The sequence below is a fragment of the Shinella zoogloeoides genome (assembly GCF_003574625.1).
In the GTDB taxonomy this organism is placed as follows: Bacteria; Pseudomonadota; Alphaproteobacteria; order Rhizobiales; family Rhizobiaceae; genus Shinella; species Shinella zoogloeoides_A.
The window spans coordinates 12,668-34,628 of record NZ_QNUJ01000012.1; the positions used below are offsets into that span (position 1 = coordinate 12,668).

22 protein-coding genes are annotated in these 21,961 nt (G+C 63.0%); 21 read left to right on the plus strand and 1 reads right to left on the minus strand.

The genetic code is table 11. From position 1 onward, the window contains the following. The first annotated feature begins 4 nt into the window (after positions 1–4). From DSD28_RS21365 to DSD28_RS21465, 21 genes are all read left to right on the plus strand, one after another. Entirely contained in the window at positions 5–346 is a 342-nt protein-coding gene (locus DSD28_RS21365; RefSeq protein ID WP_119258459.1) for a type IV secretion system protein VirB3, read from the plus strand. Further along, the gene (locus DSD28_RS21370) at positions 339–2,720 is read left to right on the plus strand and encodes a VirB4 family type IV secretion/conjugal transfer ATPase (protein ID WP_119258460.1); all 2,382 of its coding nucleotides are present in this window, start codon (positions 339–341) and stop codon (positions 2,718–2,720) included. Before DSD28_RS21365 ends, DSD28_RS21370 begins: the two co-directional genes overlap by 8 nt. Continuing rightward, positions 2,720–3,418: a P-type DNA transfer protein VirB5 gene (gene virB5, locus DSD28_RS21375; protein ID WP_119258461.1), complete on the plus strand. Its 699-nt coding sequence runs from the start codon at positions 2,720–2,722 to the stop codon at positions 3,416–3,418. Before DSD28_RS21370 ends, virB5 begins: the two co-directional genes overlap by 1 nt. Continuing rightward, entirely contained in the window at positions 3,415–3,648 is a 234-nt protein-coding gene (locus DSD28_RS21380) for an EexN family lipoprotein (RefSeq protein WP_119258462.1), read from the plus strand. Before virB5 ends, DSD28_RS21380 begins: the two co-directional genes overlap by 4 nt. A gap of 5 nt (positions 3,649–3,653) precedes the next feature. Beyond that, complete coding sequence (locus DSD28_RS21385; RefSeq protein ID WP_119258463.1) at positions 3,654–4,589, plus strand: type IV secretion system protein; 936 nt, start codon at positions 3,654–3,656, stop codon at positions 4,587–4,589. A 32-nt stretch (positions 4,590–4,621) separates the two neighbouring features. Continuing rightward, positions 4,622–4,888, plus strand: coding sequence for a hypothetical protein (locus DSD28_RS21390; RefSeq protein WP_119258464.1), 267 nt, complete (start codon positions 4,622–4,624; stop codon positions 4,886–4,888). A 4-nt stretch (positions 4,889–4,892) separates the two neighbouring features. After that, complete coding sequence (locus DSD28_RS21395; RefSeq protein WP_119258465.1) at positions 4,893–5,564, plus strand: virB8 family protein; 672 nt, start codon at positions 4,893–4,895, stop codon at positions 5,562–5,564. Then, the gene (gene virB9 / locus DSD28_RS21400) at positions 5,561–6,415 is read left to right on the plus strand and encodes a P-type conjugative transfer protein VirB9 (protein ID WP_162911500.1); all 855 of its coding nucleotides are present in this window, start codon (positions 5,561–5,563) and stop codon (positions 6,413–6,415) included. Before DSD28_RS21395 ends, virB9 begins: the two co-directional genes overlap by 4 nt. A 13-nt stretch (positions 6,416–6,428) precedes the next feature. After that, entirely contained in the window at positions 6,429–7,601 is a 1,173-nt protein-coding gene (gene virB10 / locus DSD28_RS21405) for a type IV secretion system protein VirB10 (RefSeq protein WP_119258466.1), read from the plus strand. Between the two features lie 7 nt (positions 7,602–7,608). Beyond that, a complete protein-coding gene (gene virB11 / locus DSD28_RS21410) occupies positions 7,609–8,604 on the plus strand; it encodes a P-type DNA transfer ATPase VirB11 (RefSeq protein WP_119258615.1) in 996 nt (331 codons plus the stop codon). 517 nt (positions 8,605–9,121) lie between these two features. Continuing rightward, a complete protein-coding gene (locus DSD28_RS21415; protein WP_162911501.1) occupies positions 9,122–10,882 on the plus strand; it encodes a substrate-binding domain-containing protein in 1,761 nt (586 codons plus the stop codon). A gap of 27 nt (positions 10,883–10,909) precedes the next feature. Beyond that, a complete protein-coding gene (locus DSD28_RS21420) occupies positions 10,910–12,127 on the plus strand; it encodes an ABC transporter substrate-binding protein (RefSeq protein WP_245424899.1) in 1,218 nt (405 codons plus the stop codon). 56 nt (positions 12,128–12,183) lie between these two features. Continuing rightward, the gene (locus DSD28_RS21425) at positions 12,184–13,068 is read left to right on the plus strand and encodes a carbohydrate ABC transporter permease (RefSeq protein WP_119258469.1); all 885 of its coding nucleotides are present in this window, start codon (positions 12,184–12,186) and stop codon (positions 13,066–13,068) included. Continuing rightward, entirely contained in the window at positions 13,065–13,892 is an 828-nt protein-coding gene (locus DSD28_RS21430) for a carbohydrate ABC transporter permease (RefSeq protein WP_119258470.1), read from the plus strand. Before DSD28_RS21425 ends, DSD28_RS21430 begins: the two co-directional genes overlap by 4 nt. Before the next feature lie 3 nt (positions 13,893–13,895). Continuing rightward, on the plus strand, positions 13,896–14,675 hold the full coding sequence (locus DSD28_RS21435; protein ID WP_119258471.1) for an enoyl-CoA hydratase/isomerase family protein: 780 nt from the start codon (positions 13,896–13,898) through the stop codon (positions 14,673–14,675). Positions 14,676–14,677: 2 nt separating this feature from the next. After that, positions 14,678–15,436: an SDR family NAD(P)-dependent oxidoreductase gene (locus DSD28_RS21440; protein WP_119258472.1), complete on the plus strand. Its 759-nt coding sequence runs from the start codon at positions 14,678–14,680 to the stop codon at positions 15,434–15,436. After that, the gene (locus tag DSD28_RS21445; protein WP_119258473.1) at positions 15,436–16,518 is read left to right on the plus strand and encodes a hypothetical protein; all 1,083 of its coding nucleotides are present in this window, start codon (positions 15,436–15,438) and stop codon (positions 16,516–16,518) included. The genes DSD28_RS21440 and DSD28_RS21445 overlap by 1 nt, the downstream gene beginning before the upstream one ends. Before the next feature lies 1 nt (position 16,519). Then, positions 16,520–17,572 (plus strand): ABC transporter ATP-binding protein, encoded by a 1,053-nt coding sequence (locus DSD28_RS21450; protein WP_119258474.1) that lies wholly within the window; start codon positions 16,520–16,522, stop codon positions 17,570–17,572. Continuing rightward, positions 17,572–18,432, plus strand: coding sequence for an SMP-30/gluconolactonase/LRE family protein (locus DSD28_RS21455; RefSeq protein WP_119258475.1), 861 nt, complete (start codon positions 17,572–17,574; stop codon positions 18,430–18,432). Before DSD28_RS21450 ends, DSD28_RS21455 begins: the two co-directional genes overlap by 1 nt. Continuing rightward, positions 18,429–19,574 carry an extracellular solute-binding protein gene (locus DSD28_RS21460; RefSeq protein ID WP_119258476.1) on the plus strand — a complete coding sequence of 382 codons (1,146 nt, stop codon included), beginning with the start codon at positions 18,429–18,431 and terminating at the stop codon, positions 19,572–19,574. The genes DSD28_RS21455 and DSD28_RS21460 overlap by 4 nt, the downstream gene beginning before the upstream one ends. Before the next feature lie 4 nt (positions 19,575–19,578). Continuing rightward, the gene (locus tag DSD28_RS21465) at positions 19,579–20,811 is read left to right on the plus strand and encodes a CaiB/BaiF CoA transferase family protein (RefSeq protein ID WP_119258477.1); all 1,233 of its coding nucleotides are present in this window, start codon (positions 19,579–19,581) and stop codon (positions 20,809–20,811) included. A gap of 245 nt (positions 20,812–21,056) precedes the next feature. On the opposite strand, the gene folD is transcribed toward DSD28_RS21465, so the two are convergent. Then, complete coding sequence (gene folD, locus DSD28_RS21470) at positions 21,057–21,959, minus strand: bifunctional methylenetetrahydrofolate dehydrogenase/methenyltetrahydrofolate cyclohydrolase FolD (RefSeq protein ID WP_119258616.1); 903 nt, start codon at positions 21,957–21,959, stop codon at positions 21,057–21,059. Between the last annotated feature and the right edge of the window lie 2 nt (positions 21,960–21,961).

A 21,961-nucleotide genomic window follows, 5' to 3' on the forward strand; every position in this document is an offset into this window, starting at 1 on the left:
CCAGATGGCGGTCACGCGACCCGAGCTCGAGGAAGACACCCTGTTCATCGCCTGCACGCGTCCGGCGATGATCGCGGGCGTCACGATGGAAGCCATAGGCATCAACGTCATGGCGACCACGATCTTCTACCTCGCGGCGGGCTCGGTCGCGTATGCGCTCGTGGGGGTCGTCTTCCATTTCGTGTTCCGGGCGCTGGTCAAGCACGACCACAACATGTTCCGGATCCTGGTGGCCTGGGTGGAGACCCGTGGACGGACCCGGAACGGCACCTACTGGGGTGGGGCCACGCTTTCCCCGCTGAAGCTCGTTCGGCGGTTCGACGAAAGGGATCTCGGATATGCCTAGTATCGCCACTCTCAAGTCCCGCGAACTCGCTCCGGAAACCTTCATTCCCTACGTGCGCCATGTCGACGAAACCACCATCGCGCTCGACTCCCGCACCTTGATGGTGATGGTGGCGCTCGACGGCGTGTCCTTCGAGACCGCCGACGTTCTCGACCTCAACGCGCTGCATCGTGATTTGAACACGCTCTATCGCAATATCGCGGATGAGCGGCTTGCCCTGTGGGCGCATCTCATTCGACGCCGCGATCGCGACTATCCGGACGGGACGTTCGCAACGCCCTTCTCGGCCGCGCTCAACGAAAAATATCGCGAGCGCATGGTGCGCGAGGACCTGTTCCGCAACGACCTCTACCTCACCGTCCTCTGGTCGCCGGCGCGCGATCCAGCCGACAAGGCCGCGAAGCTGCTATCCCGATTGCGGCAGCGATACCGTTCAGGCGTCGAACTCGACGAGGAGGCACTGAAGCACCTGCAGGACAAGCTCGTCGACGTGACCGCCGGCTTGAAACGCTTCGAGCCGCGCGTGCTCACCCTCTATGACCATGACGGGGTTCTGTTCTCCGAGCCGAGCGAGGTGCTGCACCAATTGGTTGGCGGCCGGCGCGAGCCGGTCCCGTTGACCGAGGGCCGGATCTCCTCGGCAATCTATTCCGATCGTGTGATCATCGGCCGCGAGACGATCGAAATCCGCCACGAGGCGGAAAGCCGATTTGCCGGCATGTTAAGCATCAAGGAATATCCCGCCCGCACCAGGACGGGGATGCTGGACGGCGTTCTTACCAGTCCCTTCGAACTGATCCTGTCGCAATCCTTCTGCTTCGCCTCCAAGGCGGATGCGCGTGTCATCATGGGTCGCAAGCAGAACCAGCTTGTGAGCAGCGGCGACAAGGCCGCCTCGCAAATCGATGAACTCGATGATGCGATGGACGATCTGGAATCGAACCGCTTCGTGCTCGGTGAACATCACCTGACGCTTGCTGTCTTCGCCGCCTCGGTCAAGGAATTGACGGACAATCTGGCCAAGGCGCGCGCTGGCCTGACGAACGGCGGTGCGGTCGTTGCTCGCGAGGATCTCGGTCTCGAGGCCGCCTGGTGGGCGCAGTTGCCGGGCAATTTCCGCTATCGCGCGAGATCGGGAGCGATCACCTCACGCAACTTCGCAGCGCTGTCGCCTTTCCACTCCTATCCGATCGGACAGAAAGACGGCAACGAGTGGGGACCGGCCGTCGCCTTGCTGAAGACGGCATCCGGCTCGCCCTATTACTTCAATCTCCACTATGGTGATCTCGGCAACACGTTCATGTGCGGCCCATCCGGCGCCGGCAAGACCGTGATCGTCAACTTCATGCTGTCGCAGCTTGAAAAACACGACCCGCATGTCGTCTTCTTCGACAAGGACCGCGGCGCGGACCTTTATGTTCGCGCCGCCGGCGGCACCTATCTGCCTCTCAAGAATGGCACGCCTACCGGCTGCGCTCCCCTCAAGGCCCTCGACCTCACACCGGAGAACAAGGTCTTCCTGACCCGTTGGGTCGGAAAGCTTGTCGGTTCCGGCTCGCGTGAACTGAGCGTCACCGAGTTGCGCGATATCGCCGGCGCCATCGACGGGCTTGCCGATCTGCCGACAGAGCAACGGACGATCGGCGCGCTGCGCACCTTCCTCAACAACACCGACATGGAAGGGATTGCGGCCCGGCTGCGGCGGTGGGAGAGAGGAGGGCCGCTCGGCTGGGTCTTCGATAATGTCATTGAGGGTATTGGCTTCGGCGACCTGGGAGGCAACGGCAAGTTCATCGGTTATGACATGACGGACTTCCTCGACAACGAGGAAATCCGCACGCCTTTGATGGCGTATCTCTTCCACCGCGTTGAGCAACTGATCGACGGCCGTCGGATCATCATCGTCATCGACGAATTCTGGAAAGCACTGCAGGACGAAGGTTTCCGCGACCTCGCGCAGAACAAGCTGAAGACGATCCGCAAGCAGAACGGGCTGATGTTGTTTGCCACGCAGAGCCCGCGCGACGCGCTAAACTCGCCGATCGCGCACACGATCATCGAGCAATGCCCGACGCAGATTTTCCTGCCGAACTCCCGCGGCAACCATGCCGACTATGTGGAGGGGTTCAAGCTCACGGAGCGCGAATACGAATTGATCGCCCGCGAACTCTCCGTAGAGAGCCGGCGGTTCGTGTTGAAGCAGGGGCATAACAGCGTCGTCGCCGAACTGAACCTCAACGGCTTCGGTGACGAACTTGCGATCCTCTCGGGCCGTACGGCCAATGTCGAGCTCCTCGACGCGATCCGCGCTGAAGTCGGCAACGACCCGAAGGACTGGCTTCCCGTTTTCCAGGCAAGAAGGAGTGCAAGCTGATGGCATCCTATAGACTTCATGGCGCGGCGTTCGCGGCAGCGCTTGTCCTTTCCGCCGGCGGCGCGGCAGGGCAGGGGATTCCGGTGATCGACCAGACGGCGATCCTGAAGCATATCGAGAGCATTGCGCAGCTGAAGTCGCAGCTTGACGCCCTTCATCAGCAGATCGAACAGGCCCAGCAGCTTTACGGTTCGCTCAACAAGCTGACCGATATGGCTGATGTGGCAAGCGTGCTCAATGATCCTGCGATCCGCAAAGCGCTTCCATCGGACTTTGCGGCGATCGAGGGATTGCTGAAGGGCGAGGGAACCGGCGTGTTCAAGGATTCCGCCTCGAAGTTCCTGGAGGGCAATTCCACCTATCGCACCGACGCCGACGATTTCTACGCCAAGGAACTCGCTCGCGTGCAGAACAAGAACGCGGGCCAGATGAGCCTGGGACAGCAGATTTACGATGCTGCGACGAAGCGCATCGACGGGATCGACCAGCTTCGCGAGAAGATTTCGACGGCAAGCGATGCCAAGGAAATCGCCGACCTTCAGGCACGGTTGCAAGCTGAACAGGCGTTTCTCCAATCCGACGTGCTGCGGATGGAAGGTCTGCGCATGGTGCAGCAGGCGCAGAACCAGGTCGACGAACAGCGCAAGGCCGAGGACTGGCGTCAGCGCATGGATGCGATGAAGGCGGCGCTGCAATGAGCCGATCTTTGCTCGTTTTGGCACTCCTCCTCCTTGCGGCCTGCTCAGAGAAAACCGAGCAATCCTATACCGTCGACCAACTGGTCGCTGACGAGACACTGCTCTCCCGCATTACGGCCGAGTGCCGCAACAATCCGGGCGAGTTGCGGGAAACTGACAACTGCCAGAACGCGGAAGCGGCCGACGGCAAGCTCCGCCTTGAGAAGATGCGAAAGGCCTTGGGGGGCTGAAGGTCATGTATCAGGTGTTCGAGTTCATCGACGGACAATTCAAGACGCCGTTGGAGACGTTCGTCTCGGAAGGCACCTCGAACATTGCCGAATGGGTGAGCGGCCCGCTGACGGCAGCCGTGACGCTTTACGTCATTTTGTACGGCTACCTCGTGTTACGCGGCTCAGTGCAGGATCCAGTCCTGGAGTTCGCTTTCCGGGCGATGAAGCTGGCGATCATCGTCATGCTGGTGAAAAACGCCGGCGAATACCAGACCTACGTCACGAACGTCTTCTTCGACATCCTCCCGCGCGAAATCGCCCAGGCACTGAACACAGGCACGACACCCAGCGCCAGCACGTTCGACAGTCTGCTCGACAAGGGGCAGGCTTCGGCAACCGACATCTGGTCTCGCGCCTCCTGGCCGGTCGACATTGTCACCGGCGTCGGCGGCATGATGGTGATCGGCGTCAGCTTTCTCGTCGCCGGCATTGGCTATGTCGTCTCGCTCTATGCGCGGCTGGCGCTCGCCATCGTCCTGGCCATCGGCCCGATTTTCATCGCGCTCGCCATGTTCCAGTCGACGCGCCGCTTCACCGAGGCCTGGATCGGACAGCTCGTCAATTTCGTCATTCTTCAGGTCCTCGTCGTGGCTGTCGGCGCGCTACTGATCTCGTGCCTCGATTCCACCTTCACGGCGATCGACGCCTATACCGACGTCCTCATGCGCCCGATCGCGCTCTGCGCCATCGGTATCGCTGCGCTCTACGTCTTCTATCAGCTGCCGACGATCGCTTCAGCCTTGGCATCCGGCGGGGCATCGCTGGCCTATGGCTACACCACCGCACGCGATGCTCATCAGGGCATGCTTGCCCGCGGCACCAGGACCACCGGACGCGCCATCATGCATACGGCTCGCTTCGTGGGCCGAACCGTCGGCGGCAGAGGCAGGAGCACGTGATGCTCCCAATAATGAGAAGAGGTCCACCTAGTATGATCAGGTTCCCAATTCTGCTGGCCATGACGGCCGCACTCGCCGGCTGCGCCTCGCTCACCTATCCGCTCCCGAAATGCGACGGGTATTCGCGCCGTCCGTTGAATCGGGCGATGTGGGAATGGGAAGGCGACAGCACGCTGAAGCGTCAGCAGTCGGATCGGCGATCCACGACCTCGGCCACGCCCTATGCTGAGGAGGGCAGGGAACCGGCAGCCTTCGCGCATCTCGATATCGACGGCTCACATCACCGTTGCGCGGGGTGACGATATGGTCTCGACAGACAACCTCAAAAGCTACTTCGAGAAAGCGCGTCGTTTCGATCAGGATCGCATGATGCAGATCGAGCGCTCGAACCGGATCGCCTGGTCGATTGCGATCGTCGCCAGCGCCATCGCCGGCGTTTCCGTCTTCGCGGTCGCAGGCCTAACGCCGCTGAAGACCGTCGAACCCTTTGTCGTGCGCGTCGACAATTCCACGGGTATCGTCGATGTCGTCTCGGCGTTGACTTCGACGGCCGGTACCTATGATGAGGCCGTCACCAAATACTTTGCTGCCAAATATGTCCGCGCGCGAGAAGGGTATGTCTGGAGCGAGGCGCAGGAGAACTTCCGCACGATTGCACTGCTGTCAACTCAAGCCGAACAGGCTCGGTTTTCCGCCATTTACCGCGGGAGCAATCCGGAATCGCCGCAGAACACCTACGGCCGCGCTGCGACCGCAAGGATCAACATCGCCTCGATCTCGCTGATCAATCAGAACGTGGTCTCGGTGCGCTATATGCGAACCATCACGCGCGGAGACGAGGTCCGCACGTCCCACTGGGTCGCGACCCTCACCTATTCCTATGCAAACGCCCCGATGTCCTCGACGGACCGGCTTGTAAACCCTCTCGGCTTTGCGGTCAGCGAGTACCGCGCCGATCCGGAGGCAATCAATTGATACGAAAGATCATCTTCGCTACGGCCCTGATTGCTGGAGCCGCCTCAACGGCTACAGCGCTAGAAATTCCTCGCGGTGCGTCGCAGGATAGCCGAGTCCGGTTCGTGAACTATCAGCCCTTCAATATTACCAGGATCGTCGGCACCTTGCGCTCTTCCGTGCAGGTCGAGTTCGCGGCCGACGAGGAGATCGCCCATGTCGCACTCGGCAACAGCGTCGCGTGGGAGGTGGCGCCGGCCGGCAACATCCTGTTCCTGAAGCCGCGCGAAAACCAGCCGGTGACGAACATCTCGGTGGTGACGACACGCCGGGATGGATCGACACGGAGCTACCAGATGGAGCTCACCGTGCGCGACGGATCGGTCGCAGCCGGGCAGAACACCTATTTCTATGTGAAATTCCGCTATCCCGGCGATGAAGCGGAACTTCGCCGCCAGCAGGCCGCTGCTCGCGCATTGGCCAATCAGGCGAAGGAAGCCGACAATGTGCTTGCTCTTCACGAAGCCTATGGCCCGCGCAACTGGCGCTATTCTGCACAAGGATCGCAGGCGCTGGAGCCTCAGAGCGTCTACGACAACGGAAAGGTTACGACCTTCGCCTTTGTCGGCAATCAGGAAATGCCTGCCATTTACATCGAGAATTCCGACGGTTCCGAGAGCCTGGTCCCGAAATCCGTCGATGGCAACCTGGTTATGGTCCACGCCATCAGCCGAAAGTTCATCCTGCGCCGCGGCAAGGATGTGCTGTGCGTCTTCAACGAGGCCTACGATCGTGTGGGCATCAACCCGGACACCAACACGACCTCGCCGTCGGTGGAGCGCATCGTCAAGGGCGATGCTTCCGCTCAGTAGGGAAGGGGAGACCATGACCCAGGAAGACCAAAATCACATTCCCGGTGAGCGCGCAGAAACCGTCACCGGCCGGCGGATCGACAATAGCCCCGTCCTGAAGAGAGGCGCGGTGGCCCTCGCCGTCGTGGCCTTCGTCGGGTTTGCGCTGTGGTCGACGACAGGAAAAAAGGGGAAAGACGACAACGCGCAGCCGGAGCGCATTGTCATTCGCCAGACAACGCCCTTCGAGGCCGCCAAGGAGAAGGTCGAGCCGAAGGAAGTCGTCCCCGAAGCAAAGCTCCCGACCCCGGCTGTGGAACCCGTTCCCGAGGAGAAGGACGAATTGCTGGATTCTGCTCGTCGCGCTCCGGTGATGGCCTTCAGCGGTGGGAAGAAGAATGCCACGCAACGCCAGGATACGGACAGTTCCGAGATTGCCGCAAACAGCAACTTCCTGCCGCTCGACAGCACCACGATGAACCAGAACCAACAAAACAGCGACCAGCAGCGCTTCGACGGTCTGTTGCGGCCGACCAAACTGGAGGGCTCTCGCGCCGGCACGCTCGGCAATCGCGACTTCATCGTCGCCATGGGAACATCGATCCCTTGCGTGCTGGAAACCGCGCTGGCGTCCGACCAGCCTGGGTTCACCAGTTGCGTGATCAATCGAGACATTCTCTCCGACAACGGCAGAGTCGTCCTCATGGAAAAGGGCACTCAAGTCGTTGGCGAATATCGCGGTGGACTGCAACGGGGGCAGAAGCGGCTGTTCGTCTTGTGGAACCGAGCCAAGACGCCGAAGGGGGTGATCGTCACGCTGGCGTCTCCGGCGACGGATGCTCTTGGCCGCGTCGGCGTTGACGGCTATGTCGATACCCATTGGTGGGAACGGTTCGGCAGCGCTCTGCTTCTGTCCATCGTCGGCGATGCAACCAGCTATGCCAACAGCAGGCTGCAGGATAGTGATGTCGATGCGCAAAACACGACCAGTGCCGGTCAGCAGGCGGCGGCGATCGCCGTCGAGCAATCGATCAACATTCCTCCAACGCTGAACAAGCATCAGGGCGAACTCGTCTCGATCTTCGTAGCCCGCGATCTGGATTTTTCCGGGATCTATCGCTTGCGCGTTACGGAGCCGAGGAACCGCATTCTCGATCGCGCGGTGCTGGGAGATTTCACGCCGGACTCGAAGTTGGTAACGAAGTAGTGTGGCGATGACAGAAGTGCAGGATGCGGCAGTTGTTCGTGAGTTGCTGAAGCCGTTCTCGGAATTCTTGCAGGATCCCTCGCTCTATGAGGTGATCGTCAATCGGCCCGGGCAGGTGCTGACCGAAGGACCCGGTGGGTGGCGGACCCATGATCTTCCGGAGCTTTCCTTCGACAAACTCATGCGTATTGCCCGGGCCGTCGCCAGCTTTTCCCACCAATCGATCGACGAACGAAGACCGATCCTCTCGGCGACCCTTCCAGGCGACGAGCGGATCCAGATTGTTATCCCTCCTGCAACGCTGAAGGGCACGGTGAGCCTGACGATCCGCAAACCGTCATCCGTCGACTTTACGCTCGACGACCTGGAGACAAGGCAGTTCTTTGCGAGCACTCGAACCGTTGAGACGGATGCGCCTAGCGACGATGGCGAGTTGCTTAACCTCTACCGTAGCGGACAGTTCAAAGAATTCTTGCGACAGGCGGTCGTCTCTCGGAAGAACATTCTAATTTCGGGAGCAACGGGTTCAGCGAAAACAACTCTCTCCAAAGCCTTGATAAAGCATATACCGCAGGAAGAGCGGGTCATTTCGATCGAGGACACCCCCGAGCTCATTATCCCGCAACCGAACCATGTACGATTGTTCTATTCAAAAGACCGACAAGGCTTGTCCCATGCGGGTCCGAAGGAGCTATTGGAATCTAGTCTTCGTATGCGCCCCGATCGCATCCTCATGCAGGAGCTTCGTGATGGCACCGCCTTCCACTACGTTCGAAACGTCAACTCCGGCCACCCCGGTTCCATTACCACTGTGCATGCCGACTCCGTCGCGCTCGCATTCGAACAACTGGCGCTCTTGATTAAGGAGTCAGAAGCAGGGCGGGACATTGAGCGAGTTGAAGTCTTGAATTTGCTTAGAGCATCGATCGACGTTGTTATTCAGTGCAAGCGTCTCGGCGGGACTTTTCGAGCGTCTGAGGTGTATTATTCATGCGCTAACTAAGTGCCCGTCGATGAGTATTGTCGCACCAGACCGATCTGGACCGGGCATGCCGCGTAGCTCAACAATGGCAGAAGCTGCCGTTGATGCGGCTGATCGGGTTGGGCAGCGAGACAATTGGTTCTGATCGTAAAAGAGGTGCGATTGAATCAAACCCGAAGCAGCAGCGATGTTCCGACCGCTCGTCGCCCGAGGCTGATAAAAGGCGCTGCACGCATGAAAAGTCGAAGGCGGCCGCATCAAGGGGCACGATCGCTGTATTCCATCCCCAAATCGGCCGACTGAATGTCAAAAGCCGAGACTTTCATTGACGGGACGAGATCACACGCCTTGTACTCAATAGGATTCCTCGCCGGCTCGTTGTTGACCGTTCACGACGGCATTCTGGTTACCGCGAAGTCGCTTTTGTGATCGTTTTTGATCGAATATCGCCGAATGATACGGCCGTCTCGTATCTATGGGGCTGGCCTCGCTTGATCCAATATCTCTGATCCGCAAACGTGCGCGGCGAGGAGATCAAATGATCAAAGAACAGCGACATGCACGCATTCTCTCGATCCTTCGCCAGCAGGGCGTGGTGAGCGTGGAGGAATTGCAGCGGTTCATGCCCGGCGTTGCGGCCGTGACGCTTCGGCGCGACCTGGCGCAGCTGGATGAGCTGGGCGCGCTCCGGCGCCGTCACGGCGGCGCGGCGCTTCCGGATGAAACGCTCGTCCGGGCCAAGGGCTCCCTGCCGGGCGCCGATGTCACGCCGCTCGCCTCCGATCTCGAATCCCTCGATGCCGTCATCCTGCCGCCCATCTCTGGCCGCGGCAGCGATGTGCTGCGCCGGGAGATCATTCGCCGCGGCATTCCCTTCATCGCCGAAAGCGCGCCGCAGTCGGGCGGCGCCTATCTCGGCCCGAATAACTTCGCTGCGGGCAAGGAACTGGGGAAGCTGGCGGGTCGCGAGATGAGCGATAGGCCCGTATCGCTCCTGGTGATCGGCGTCGCCGAACTTCTCAACACGCGTGAGCGTGTGGAAGGCTTCGAGGCGGGGCTGGCGGAAGCGGGCGTCAAGCCGATCGCGACCCACCGCGTCAACGGGCAGGGGAGCTACCGGATCGGCCTGCGCGTCGCCCACGATGCCTTCGCCGCCGACGAGGCGATTAATCTCGTCTTTGCGGTCAACGATCACGCGGCCATCGCGGGCATCGAGGTCGCGCAGCGCCTCGACCGGCAGGTCACGGTCTATTCGATGGGCGGCGAAAGCGCCGGCTTCATGGCGCGGCTTGCCGAGCCCGGCCCGCTTCGCGCAGTCGGGGCGCTTTTCCCCGAGGTGGTCGGACGCCTTGCCATCGACATGGCGGTGCTGGGCATTCTCGGACAGAATTCGTCCGACACCGTCACACCGCACGCCGTCATTACGCCGGAAACCCTTGCCGACTATTTCGAAGAGGGCGCGGAAGGCTGGCGTCTTCGGGAGGATGTTCTCGAACGGCTGGGCAGCATGCATCTCAGCTTCCAGGCGAAGCTTCTGCGCTCGCGCCGGATCGGCTTCCTGCCGCACTATCCGGCGCATGACTGGTATCGCAGCATGGCCGCCGCCATGCAGGTGCGCTGCAAGCTCTATGGCGCAGCGCTCGTCGTCTCTCCGCCCCACCACGGCATTTCCGCCGAGATTGCCCGGCTGCGCCGCGAGATCGCGCAGAGCGCGGCCCAGCTCATCCGGTCCGGAATGGTCGTCGCGCTGAACGAGGGGCAGGCGAACACGTTCTTGGCGGAAGAGCTGCGAAGCCTGGCGGCGCACAAGCCCGAGCAGGTCCAGGGCATCACCGTCGTTACCAATGCGTTCGACGTGCTACATGCCCTTGAGGATGTCTCCGCGATCAAGGTCATCCTCACGGCCGGGGAATACCAGAAGGCCGATCGCTGCCTCGTCGGCCCGAGCCTCGGAGCCATCTTCGAGCGGGTGCGCCCGCATCTCGCCTTCATCGCCGTGGACGGCGTGACGCCCGGCTTCGGCCTTTCGTCGCTGGACGAACGGCGCGCGCTGGCGGCCCTGCGTTTCATCAATGCGGCCGAGATCGGCATCGTGCTGGCCGACAGCGTCGCGCTCGGCTCGGACGCCAACCACCGCATCGCCGGCATCTCGCAGATCCGCTCCGTCCTTACCGATGACGGCGCCTTGCCCGAGGACCGCCAGCGCTTCCGCTCGGTCGGCATAGACGTGCTGATCGCGGGCGAAATCCATCCCGATCCGACATTCGAGGCGGACGGAAACTACCAGAATCGATCCTGAGACAAACCAAGCGCGAGGGAGGAAACCATGGCGCGATCACTGATGACGACCCTATTCCTGGGAACAGCTCTGCTTTCGGCAAGCCCGGTGCTTGCCGAGGAGATCACGCTGCAGTTCTGGGACAACCAGCAGACCGAGAGCGGCCTTTCCGATGTGCAGAAGGCGGCCGTCGAGCGGTTCATGAAGGAAAACCCCGATATCAAGATCGAGGTCACGACCGTTCCCTATCCGGAATACCAGCAGCGGCTGCTGACGGCCGTGCAGGGCGGCAATGCGCCCGATATCGCAACGCTGGACCAGATCTGGGTCGGCGCCTTCGCCAAGGCGGGTGCGGTGTCCGACCTGACGGAAGAGGCTGCCGCGGCGGGCCTCGCCCGTGACGGCTTCTTCGGCGGCGCCTGGGATTCGGCCGTGCTCGACGGCAAGCTCTACGGCATTCCGTTCAATGTCGATGTCTGGCAGTTCAGCTATTACAACAAGGCATTGCTCGACGCGGCCAAGGTCGATCCAGCAAGCCTCGGCACCTTCGAGGGGCTGAAGGCAGCGGCCGAGAAACTCACGGCCGACGGCAAGTTCGGCGTGGGCCTTTTCGGGCACAAGGGCGAGGATACGGTCGTCGTGGGCGACTCTTTCATCTTCTCCAACGGCGGCAGGATTCTCAACGACGACGGAAGCTGCGCGCTGACGGAAGCGCCGGCGGTCGAGGCGCTGACCTATCTCCAGGAGCTGTCGAAATTCGCACCCGGCGGCATCCTCAATGCATCGTCGGGCGACATGCGCGAACTTTTCCTGAACGGCTCGCTCGCCGTCGAGTTCTGGCCGGCGCTGGAACAGCCGACCCTCAAGAAGAGCAGCCTGAGCTGGGGCTTCGTGAACGGCACGGCGCCGGAAGGCAAGACTCCGGTCGGCACCTTCGGCGGCTGGAACCTCGCCGTCTTCGAGACGTCCCAGCACAAGGAAGCCGCCTGGAAGTTCATCCAGTTCATGGTGCGTGAGGATGTGAACGGCGACGTCGTCGATCTCATCCCGGCCAACAAGAAGGCCGCCGAAGCCTTCCTGACGAAGAACCGCCAGGAGCCGCAGGTCATCATGACGCATCTCGACAACGCCAGGGCCCGGCCGCTTTCGCCGCGCTATCTCGAGCTTGCGGATGCGCAGGTCGCCATGTTCCAGGACATCTATGCGGGCGGCAAGCCGGCCGATGCCGCGGCCAAGGCCTGCGACGTCATCAACACCCTCAAGTAATCCATCTATCGCCGCACCCCGGAAACGGGGTGCGGCACAGGACAAGGCTTTTTCCGATGCGCCAAGATCGCCGGCTTCACTGGCTGCTTCTTGCACCCGCTCTGCTCCTGATGGCGGTCATGCTGTACTACCCCATGGTCGGTACGGTCTATGAGAGCTTTCACGAGACGAGCTTCCTGAATCCGGGCCCGAAGTTCGCAGGGCTCGCACTCTACCGGCGCGTCCTCTCGGACGGCACCTTTACCGAAGTGCTCCTCAATTCGATCGTCTGGACGCTCGGGGTCGTACTGCTCCAGAACATCTTCGGCTTCCTTGCCGCGCTTTTGCTCAACCAGAACCTGCCGATGCAGGGCGTGCTGCGTGCCATCGTGCTGCTGCCCTTCATCCTGCCGGGCGTCGTCGCCGCGATCCTGTGGCGCTTCATGTACGATCCGCAGCTCGGTCTCGTGAATTCGCTGCTGTTGCAGGCCGGGCTCATCGAAAACAGCGTCGCCTGGCTCGCCGACAGCCGCATGGCCATGGCGTCCGTGATCGTCGCTGCGGTGTGGAAGGGCTTTCCCTTCTCCATGCTGATCTATCTGGCGGCGTTGCAGAATGTCGACAAAAGCCAGATCGAGGCGGCGATGCTCGATGGCGCCGGTCCGGTCCGCCGGCTGATCGACGTGACCCTGCCGGCGATCCGCGATGTGATCGTGGTCAACATCGTGCTGACGCTGATCCTCACCTTCAACTACTTCGATATCATCTGGGTGCTGACCAAGGGCGGCCCGCAGTCGGCGACCCACATCTTCCCCACCAAGATCTTCGAAACGGGCTTCGGCCAGTTCCGCTTCGGCGAAGCGGCGACCTACGGCGTCTTCTCGATCCTCGTTCTGTCCGTGCTCGTGGCGCTCTACGCCATCGTCCAGGGCGGGGCCAACCGGCGGAGGGCCGCAGCATGAAACAAACCCGCGCGACCCGTCTCGGATTGATGCTGCTTCAGCTTCTGCTGGCAACCGTCGTCCTTCTGCCGTTCTTCTGGATGATCTCCGTAAGCCTCAAGCCGCCGGCGGAACCCTTCGCGATCCCGGCCCGGCTCTGGCCTGACAATCCCACGGTCGACAACTACATCACCGCGTTCCGGCCCGAATTCCGGACCTATTTCTTCAACTCGCTCGTCGTGTCGCTGTCGACGGTCGTCATCACCGTCAGCCTCGGCCTTCTCGCGGCCTACAGCTTCACCCGCGCGCAGCTTGCCGCCATTTCGGCGCTGATCGGGCTGGTGGTCCTGGCGCAGATGTTTCCCCATTCGGCGATCATCATCCCGATCTACAAGATGATGCGCGCCGCAAATCTGCTCAACACCTATTGGTCGCTGATCCTTGCCTATGTGTCGGTGACGCTGCCGGTGGCGATCTGGATGCTGCGGGGCTTCCTGCTGAAGCTTCCGGCGGCACTGGAGGAATCCGCGGCCGTGGATGGCGCGACGCCGATGCGCGTGTTCTGGGACATCGTCGTGCCGCTCTCCCGGCCGGGCCTCATTGCGACGTCGGTCTATGTGCTGATCGTAACCTGGCAGGAGTTCCTCTTCGCGCTTTCCTTCACCTCCACCAAGGAGATGCGCACCCTGCCGGTCGGCCTCAACGATTTCATCGGCCAGTATGGCATCCGCTACGGCGAACTCATGGCCTCCTCGGTCATGGTCTCGCTGCCGGTCATGGCCGTCTTCTTCTTCCTGCAACGCTACTTCGTCGCCGGCATCACCGCCGGTGCCGTGAAAGGTTAGGCCATGGCGCTGATCGAACAGTCCGATCTTTCTCCCGGCATCCGCCAGATTCTCTTCAACCGGCCGGAGAAGCTCAATGCGCTCTCCACGCCGCTGATGAGCGAATTCGAAGCGGCGCTCGATGTGGCCGCCGATGATCCGGCCATTCGCGTCATCGTGCTGCGCGGGGCGGGCGGCAAGGCTTTCGTCGCCGGTGCCGATATCGCCGAATACCAGGGCAACAAGCGGGCGGAGTTCACCGCCTATCAACTCAACTCGCGCCGTGTCTTCGACCGGTTAGAGCGGATCGGCAAGCCGGTCATCTGCGCGGTCGATGGCTTCGCGCTGGGCGGCGGCTTCGAGATCGCGCTGTGCTGCGACATCCTCATCCTGTCGGACACGGCGCAACTCGGCCTGCCGGAAGGGCGGCTCGGCCTTTGCCCGGGTGGCGGCGGTACGCAGCGGCTGCTGCGGGCGGTCGGCAAATATGCGGCCTCCGATCTTCTTCTCGCCGGCTGGCGGATGTCCGCCCAGCGTGCCTTCGAACTCGGCATCGCCGCCGATGTCGTGCCGGCCGACGGCATGGATGAAGCGATCCTGCGGCGGGCGCGGGCCTGCCTGAAGATCGCCCCGCTCGCGGCGGCCGAAATGAAGCGGCTGCTTCGCGAAGGTCAGGATGCAGGCATCGAAACGGCCAAGAGCCTGGAGCAGGAAGTCCTGTTCCGCCTCTATTCCACGGCCGATGGCCAGGAGGGCATCGATGCCTTCCTGGAAAAGCGCGATCCCCAGTTCAGGATGGAATAATCATGGAATTCAAGGGCAAGGTCATTGTCGTGACAGGCGGGGCCAAGGGCATCGGCCGGTCCTGCGTGGAGATTTTCGCAGCGCGGGGCGGCAAAGTCGTCTTCTCCGACATCGATGAGGCGGGCGGCGCGGCGCTGGCCGACAGGCTGGGGGATGATGTTGCGTTCCTGCGCGGCGATGTCCGCCGTCTCGCCGACATGGAGGCGATGGCGCAGCTTGCCGAGACGCGCTTCGGCGGCCTCGACATCATCGTGAACAATGCCGCCGTCGCCCTCAACGGCGTGATCGACGAGATCGACGAGGAGCGCTGGACGACCGTCATCGATACCAATCTCACCGGCTTCTGGCGCACGATGAAGGCCTGCGTGCCGTTGCTGCGCAAGCGCGGCGGCGGCGCGGTGGTCAACCTCTCTTCGGTCCAGGGCCTGATCGGCTTCCAGGGCTGGCCGGCCTATGCGGCCACCAAGGGCGCGATCATCGCGCTCACCCGCCAATGCGCGATCGACCTCGCCAAGGCGGGTATCCGCGTCAACGCGGTCGCGCCGGGCACGATCATGACGCCGATGAACGAGAAGATTTTCGAGGAGACCGAGGACGCGCAGGCGCTGATCGACAGCTGGAACCGGGCGCACCCGATCGGCCGTTTCGGACAGCCCATGGAGGTCGCCGAACTCGTCGCCTTCCTGGCGTCAGACAAGGCGAGCTTCATCACGGGCGAGATCGTGCGTTGCGACGGTGGCCTCGCCATCCGGGGCGAATGATGTCGGAACTCCCGTCCATCGGCACGGCCTGCGGTGTGTTGCAGTTCGATCCCCGGATCGGCAACATTCCACACCTGCGCTTTCATTGGGCCGGCCGCTCGATCGAGCCGCTCTATGCCGCGCCCTGGCGGGAGGAGCCCGCGGTTCAGGCCACTTCGGGGCTCTCGCCGGCGGAACGTCGGCTGGCGGGAGATTTCTTCTGTGCGCCCTTCGCGGCGGCGACGGACGCGGCTGTTCCCGCCCATGGCTGGACAGCCAACAGCCCATGGCATGTCGAGGCACATGAACCCCACGCCATCCGGGCCGTTCTCGGGCGCGATGTATCCGGCGCGCGGGTCGTCAAGCGCCTTGAGATGGCGGAGGACGCACCGCTTCTCTATCAGGAACACAGGATCGACGGCGGGCAGGGCGTGTTGCCCGTCGCCCACCACCCGATGCTGCATCTTGCGGGCCGCGGACATTTCTTCACCTCGCCAAAACGGGCGGCTCTCACCTTTCCCGAGGTGTTCGAGCCGGGTCGCTCCTACCTTGCCTATCCCGCACGCGCCACCGACATCAGGCAGATGGCCGGTGCGGCAGGAGAGACCGTCGATCTTTCGCGCTGGCCGATCGGCTCGCGCAACGAGGATTTCGTCACGCTGGTCGAAGCGCCGGATGCGGTGCTCGGCTGGTCGGCGGTGATCCGTGAAGAGGAGGACGACATCGTCTTCTTCCTCAAGGATCCGTCCGTGCTGCCGGTCACCATGCTCTGGTTCTCGAATGGCGGGCGCGATCATGCGCCGTGGAACGGCCGGGTCATCGGCGTCACGGGCGTCGAGGACGGGTGCTGCCCGGGACCTGCCGGGGAAGCGGCCGCTGCCGTCGCCAATCCCGTCGCCGCTGAAGGCGTGCCGACCGGCCTGCCGCTTGCCGTGGGACACAGCCACGTCGTGCGCCATGTGCTGGGCGCAGTGCCCCGCCCGGCGGGCTGGGACGGCATTTCGGACATTTCCATAACAGGAGATCGGCTTTCGATCTCGGACGGTGCCGGGCGGCGGATCGATCTGGCCTGGCGCCGCGACTTCCTGAAAGGACACAAGTGACATGGCCGCAATCGAATTGCGCAAGCTGACCAAGAGTTTCGGTGCCTATACCGCCCTGGAGGGGCTGGACCTTTCGATCGGAGACGGGGAATTCCTGGTCCTGCTCGGCCCGTCGGGCTGCGGCAAGTCGACCACGATGCGCATCGTCGCCGGGCTTGAGGAGCCGACCTCGGGCGAGATCCATATCGGCGGTCGCCGGGTCAACGACACGCCGGCGCGCGACCGGGACCTTGCCATGGTGTTCCAGAACTATGCGCTCTATCCGCACATGACCGTCGGCGAAAACATCGCCTATCCGCTGAAGATCCGGAAGATTGCCCGGCCCGAGCGGGAGGCACTGGCGCGCGCGGCCGCCGAGCGGGTCGATATGGCCCATCTTCTCACCCGGCGTCCCGCCGAGCTTTCCGGCGGCCAGCGCCAGCGTGTGGCGCTCGCCCGGGCCATCGTGCGCCGTCCGCAGGTCTTCCTGATGGACGAGCCGCTCTCCAATCTCGATGCAAAGCTGCGCACGGTGATGCGGGGCGAATTGAAGAACCTCCAGCGCGACCTCGGCGTCACGACGATCTACGTGACCCATGACCAGGTCGAGGCGATGACGCTGGCCGACCGGATCGTCGTGCTCAACAAGGCGACCATCCAGCAGATCGGTTCGCCCGCCGAGATCTATGCGCGCCCGGCCAATACGTTCGTCGCCGGCTTCATCGGTTCTCCGCCGATGAACCTTCTGTCGGGACAGGTCGCCGACGGCTGGTTCTCCAGCGAGGGCGGGCGCTTTGCGCTGGCACATGCCGCCGGCGACATCACGCTGGGCGTGCGGCCCGAGCATGTGCGTGTCGCGGCGGATGGCAACGGCCATTTCTCCGGCACGGTCTTTTCGTCCGAGCTGCTGGGCGATTGCACGATCCTGACGGTCAGGGCCGGCGATGCGCTGGTCGCCGCGAAACTTTCGCCGGAGGCCGGGCTGGAGCGTGGTGCCCCCGTCACCCTCAGCTTCGAGCCCGGGCGTATGCATCTCTTCGATGCGGCGACCGGCCTGCGCCGGGGGGAGGCGTGATGTCGGCGCCTCTCCTCGGGCAGGATCGCCTGCGGGTGTTCTTCGACGGAATCTGGAGCGAGCCGCGGCTCAGCCATCCCGAGGGCGTTGCGGTCGGCCCTAACGGCTGGATCTGGTGTGGCAATCAGGATGGGGAGATCTGCCGTATCGCGCCGGATGGCAGCCGCATCGAACGGGTGGCGGGCACCGATGGCTTTCTCCTCGGCCTCGCCTTCGATGGCGACAGGGCTCTCTTCGCCTGTGACCTGAAGCATGCCGCCGTTTTCCGGCTGGACCTTGCCACCGGAATTCTGGAGCGGCTTGAAGCCCCGGGTCTGCGCATTCCGAATTATCCGGTCGTCGATCGGCGACATGGCCGGCTTCTCGTCTCGGACAGCCATGATTCCAGTGAGCCGGGTCCGGGCATCTGGTTCTTCGATCTTGCCGGTGGTCCCGGCAGCCTCTGGTGCGATGCCGGTTTCACTTTCGCCAACGGGCTTGCCATGCGGCCGGGAGAGGAGGCGCTTTACGTCTGCGAGACCTTTGCCCGGCGCGTTTCGCGCGTCGCGATCGCGCAGGATGGCAGCGCGGGCGCGATCACGGCCTACGTCACGGATCTGCCGGGATACCCGGATGGACTGGCCTTCGACGAGGCCGGCAATCTGCTGGTCTCGCTTTACGAACCTTCGCGCATCCTGCGTGTCGACAGGCAAGGCAACGTCGCCACGCTTGCCGAAGACCCGACAGCGCATCTCCTCTGCCATCCGACCAACATCGCCTTCGACGGCACGCGGCTCTTTGCGGCCAATCTCGGCCGCTGGCACATCGCGGAGATCGATTGCGATATAGGCGCCCCGCCGTTGTGGAGGGTGACCGCATGACGTTCATAGGCCTCACCTGGGACCATCCCCGCGGCTACAATGCGTTGGCTGAGACGGCGCGTCGTGTGAATGCGGGGCGCGTGCAGCCCCTGATCCATTGGAACAAGCAGCCCCTCGAAGGTTTCGAGAGTGCCCCCATCCGGGACCTTGCCGAGCGCAATGACCTGCTGGTGATGGACCATCCGCATATCGGCGAGGCGGTCGCGGAGGATTGTTTCTGGGCGCTCGAGGATCTCTATCCCGCCGAACAGCTCGCCCTCTGGCGACGCGACAGCGTCGGCCCTTCCGCCGCAAGCTACCATTGGGACGGCAGGACATGGGCGCTGCCGCTGGATGTCGCGACGCAGGTCATGGCCCGCCGCGCCGACCGGCTTCCGGAACCTCCGGAGAGTTGGGACGAAATCGTCGCTCTGGCGGCGCGGCTGCCGGTGGCGCAATCGCTCGCCGGCCCCCATGCGGTTCTGACATTGATGTCGATGGTCGCGGGCGCCGGCGGCTGCGTGGGCGGCGAAGACTTTCTGCCCGTTGCGGAAGGCGCGGCGGCGCTGGAGACCATGCACCGCCTCCATGCCCGTCGACCCACGGCAAGCGAAACGCTCAACCCCATCGGGCTTCTGGAGGCGATGGCACGGGGCGGGGATATCGCGCTGGTCCCCCTTGTCTTCGGCTACGTCACATATGCCGCGCTGGGGCATGCGCCGCAGGTCGTCCGCTTTTCCGATACGCTCCGACAGGGCGGCGGCGCGGGCGGCGTGATCGGCGGGACGGGCATTGCATTCTCGCGCCGCAGCCGGCCCACCCCGGAACTCCTTGACCACATCGCCTCGCTGCTTGCAGCACCGACGCAGGTCGAGGTCTTTCCCACCTTCGGCGGCCAGCCCTCGGCGAGGGCCGCCTGGCGGGATGCGGGCGTGAACGACGCCTGGGGCGACTTCTACCGCGGCACGCTCGCCACCGCCGAGACGGCGCTCCTGCGCCCCCGCTTCGACGGATACATCGCCTTCCAGACGGCCGCGGCGCAATGCGTTCGCCTGGCACTGGAGCGGCGGGAAGAACCGGAAACCACCCTTGCGGCCCTTCGCACGCTCTGGCGCCTCGCGCGCCAGAAGGCGAGAGGCCATCTCGACGACCGAAAAGGCTGATATCATGACCGACACCAACGCCGCCGCCGCTCCCGCCGCCCTTTCGGGCATTCGCATCCTCGATTTCTCGCACCTGCTGCAAGGCCCCTTCGCCACGCAGCTGCTGGCCGACATGGGGGCTGACGTCATCAAGATCGAGCGTCCCGGCAAGGGCGATCTTTTCCGCTCGCTGACCTTCCGCAACAAATGGGTAGGCGGTAGCGAGAGCCCGAATTTTCTAGCCTGGAACCGCAACAAGCGCTCGATCGCGCTGAACCTCAAATCCCCGGAAGTGCATGCCGTCATCATGGAGATGGCGAAGAGCGCTGATATCGTGGTCCAGAACTTCCGGCCCGGCGTCATGAAGGCGATGGGCTATGGCTATGAGGACTTCCGCGCGGTCAATCCGCGGATCATCTATTGCTCCGGCTCCGGTTATGGCGAGGACGGTCCCTATGCCGACCGTCCGGGACAGGACATGCTGGTACAGGGGCTGACCGGTATCATGGCGGCGACCGGACAGGCCGATGCGCCGCCGACGCCGGTCGGAGCCGGCTTCTCGGATCAGATCGGTGCGATGAACATGGTCTACGGCATCCTTTCCGCGCTCTACTGGCGGGAAAAGTCCGGGCTCGGGCAGGAAGTCAAGGTGAACCTCCTTGCCGGCATGCTTGCCCACCAGAACCAAGAAATGGTGATGGCGCTGAATTTCAACGAGGATTTCCAGCGGCCCCGCTCCGGCATCGGCCATCCCGGCATGGACGCACCCTTCGGCACCTATCCCACCACGGACGGCTGGGTGACAATCGCCATGAGCCCCTACCGCACGCTGGTCGGCGTTCTCGGCAATGACGAACTGCTCGTCTATGATGACCCCGAAACGCTCTTTGCGAAGAGGGACGAGGTCTGGCGCCGCCTTGCAGCAGAGACTGGCAAATGGTCGACGGCCGATCTTCTGGATGCCCTGCTGGAGGCCGATATCTGGTGCGGCGAGGTGAAGTCCCATCTGCGCGCCGCAGAGGACCCGCAGGTCCGCCATATGGGAATGGTGACGAGCTACGAACATCCGCGTGCGGGAACTGTCAAGGTCGTCGCCCCGGCCGTACGCTACTCGGAAACCCCCGCCACGATCCGCCGCCCGGCGCCGCTGGTTGGCCAGCACACGCGCGAGATTTTGCGGGAGTTCGGTTATGCGGAAGATCAGATTGCGACCTGGATTCTGTCTGGTGTGATCTCGGCTGACGAAGTCAGCGGATAAAGTGGGCTGAAAAGCATGTGCCGGGAGTGTTAGATATGTCACCAGCTTATATCCGCTAAAGCGGTCGGGTATCCAAGCCGACAGTATTCGTCGGCTAAGCCTTCTTTGGTTGTTGAGGTGTTGCGTCACCAAGCATAGCATGCCGCGCCACATTGGATTGCCCGGCGCGCCTGCATGGCTTCACGGCCTTCATATTGGAAGCCGTGAAGTCTATTGGTACTACCGCAGCATATCTGGAAATTGGCTCAGAATTTCGGCGGTGTGCTGCCGGCCTTGCGATAGGCGGCGATGACGGTGTTGCCCATCAGCATGGCGATCGTCATCGGTCCAACACCACCGGGAACCGGGGTGATGACGCCCGCGACTTTGGCAACCTCGTCATAGGCGACGTCGCCGACGAGGCGCGTCTTGCCCTCACCCTTTTCCGGCGCGGGAACGCGGTTGATGCCGACATCGATGACGGTCGCGCCGGGCTTGACCCAATCGGCCTTCACCATTTCCGGCCTGCCGACGGCGGCGACGAGGATATCGGCGTTGCGGCAGACGGCGGCGAGGTCCTTTGTGCGCGAATGGGCCGTCGTCACCGTGGCATTGGCGGCGAGCAGCAAAGCCGACATCGGCTTGCCGAAGAGGTTGGAGCGGCCGATCACCACCGCGTTGAGACCGGACAGGTCCTCGCCGTGGGTGCGGCGCACGAAGACCATGGCGCCGGCCGGAGTGCAGGAGACGAGACCGCCGTCGAGATCGCCCGTCGCCACCTTGCCGGCATTGACGACATGCAGGCCGTCGACATCCTTTTCCGGCTTGATCGACTGGATGATCGGATCCGAGCTCAGATGCTTGGGCAGCGGCAGTTGGACAAGGATACCGTGGATGGCCTCGTCGGCATTCAGCGTCTCGACGAGCGCGGCCAGCGCTTCCTGCGTCGTCTGTTCCGGCAAGGTGTGCTGGATGGAGTTGAAACCACATTCCTTCGACATACGGCTCTTCGCGCCGACATAGGCATGGCTTGCCGGATCATCGCCGACGATGACGACTGCGAGACCGGGCTTGATGCCGGCCTCGTTTTCCAATGTCACGGTCGCGGCCTTCACCGCGTCAATTACGGAAGCGGCAACCTGCTTCCCGTCAATCGTTTTAGCGCTCATCA

What these genes read in the sequence shown, in the direction of transcription:
- DSD28_RS21365 (WP_119258459.1), top strand. Translation starts at nt 5, where the DNA reads ATGGCGGTCACGCGACCCGAGCTCGAGGAAGACACCCTGTTCATCGCC.
- DSD28_RS21370 (WP_119258460.1), top strand. Translation starts at nt 339, where the DNA reads ATGCCTAGTATCGCCACTCTCAAGTCCCGCGAACTCGCTCCGGAAACC.
- virB5 (WP_119258461.1), top strand. Translation starts at nt 2,720, where the DNA reads ATGGCATCCTATAGACTTCATGGCGCGGCGTTCGCGGCAGCGCTTGTC.
- DSD28_RS21380 (WP_119258462.1), top strand. Translation starts at nt 3,415, where the DNA reads ATGAGCCGATCTTTGCTCGTTTTGGCACTCCTCCTCCTTGCGGCCTGC.
- DSD28_RS21385 (WP_119258463.1), top strand. Translation starts at nt 3,654, where the DNA reads ATGTATCAGGTGTTCGAGTTCATCGACGGACAATTCAAGACGCCGTTG.
- DSD28_RS21390 (WP_119258464.1), top strand. Translation starts at nt 4,622, where the DNA reads ATGATCAGGTTCCCAATTCTGCTGGCCATGACGGCCGCACTCGCCGGC.
- DSD28_RS21395 (WP_119258465.1), top strand. Translation starts at nt 4,893, where the DNA reads ATGGTCTCGACAGACAACCTCAAAAGCTACTTCGAGAAAGCGCGTCGT.
- virB10 (WP_119258466.1), top strand. Translation starts at nt 6,429, where the DNA reads ATGACCCAGGAAGACCAAAATCACATTCCCGGTGAGCGCGCAGAAACC.
- virB11 (WP_119258615.1), top strand. Translation starts at nt 7,609, where the DNA reads ATGACAGAAGTGCAGGATGCGGCAGTTGTTCGTGAGTTGCTGAAGCCG.
- DSD28_RS21415 (WP_162911501.1), top strand. Translation starts at nt 9,122, where the DNA reads ATGATCAAAGAACAGCGACATGCACGCATTCTCTCGATCCTTCGCCAG.
- DSD28_RS21420 (WP_245424899.1), top strand. Translation starts at nt 10,910, where the DNA reads ATGGCGCGATCACTGATGACGACCCTATTCCTGGGAACAGCTCTGCTT.
- DSD28_RS21425 (WP_119258469.1), top strand. Translation starts at nt 12,184, where the DNA reads ATGCGCCAAGATCGCCGGCTTCACTGGCTGCTTCTTGCACCCGCTCTG.
- DSD28_RS21430 (WP_119258470.1), top strand. Translation starts at nt 13,065, where the DNA reads ATGAAACAAACCCGCGCGACCCGTCTCGGATTGATGCTGCTTCAGCTT.
- DSD28_RS21435 (WP_119258471.1), top strand. Translation starts at nt 13,896, where the DNA reads ATGGCGCTGATCGAACAGTCCGATCTTTCTCCCGGCATCCGCCAGATT.
- DSD28_RS21440 (WP_119258472.1), top strand. Translation starts at nt 14,678, where the DNA reads ATGGAATTCAAGGGCAAGGTCATTGTCGTGACAGGCGGGGCCAAGGGC.
- DSD28_RS21445 (WP_119258473.1), top strand. Translation starts at nt 15,436, where the DNA reads ATGTCGGAACTCCCGTCCATCGGCACGGCCTGCGGTGTGTTGCAGTTC.
- DSD28_RS21450 (WP_119258474.1), top strand. Translation starts at nt 16,520, where the DNA reads ATGGCCGCAATCGAATTGCGCAAGCTGACCAAGAGTTTCGGTGCCTAT.
- DSD28_RS21455 (WP_119258475.1), top strand. Translation starts at nt 17,572, where the DNA reads ATGTCGGCGCCTCTCCTCGGGCAGGATCGCCTGCGGGTGTTCTTCGAC.
- DSD28_RS21460 (WP_119258476.1), top strand. Translation starts at nt 18,429, where the DNA reads ATGACGTTCATAGGCCTCACCTGGGACCATCCCCGCGGCTACAATGCG.
- DSD28_RS21465 (WP_119258477.1), top strand. Translation starts at nt 19,579, where the DNA reads ATGACCGACACCAACGCCGCCGCCGCTCCCGCCGCCCTTTCGGGCATT.
- folD (WP_119258616.1), bottom strand. Translation starts at nt 21,959, where the DNA reads ATGAGCGCTAAAACGATTGACGGGAAGCAGGTTGCCGCTTCCGTAATT.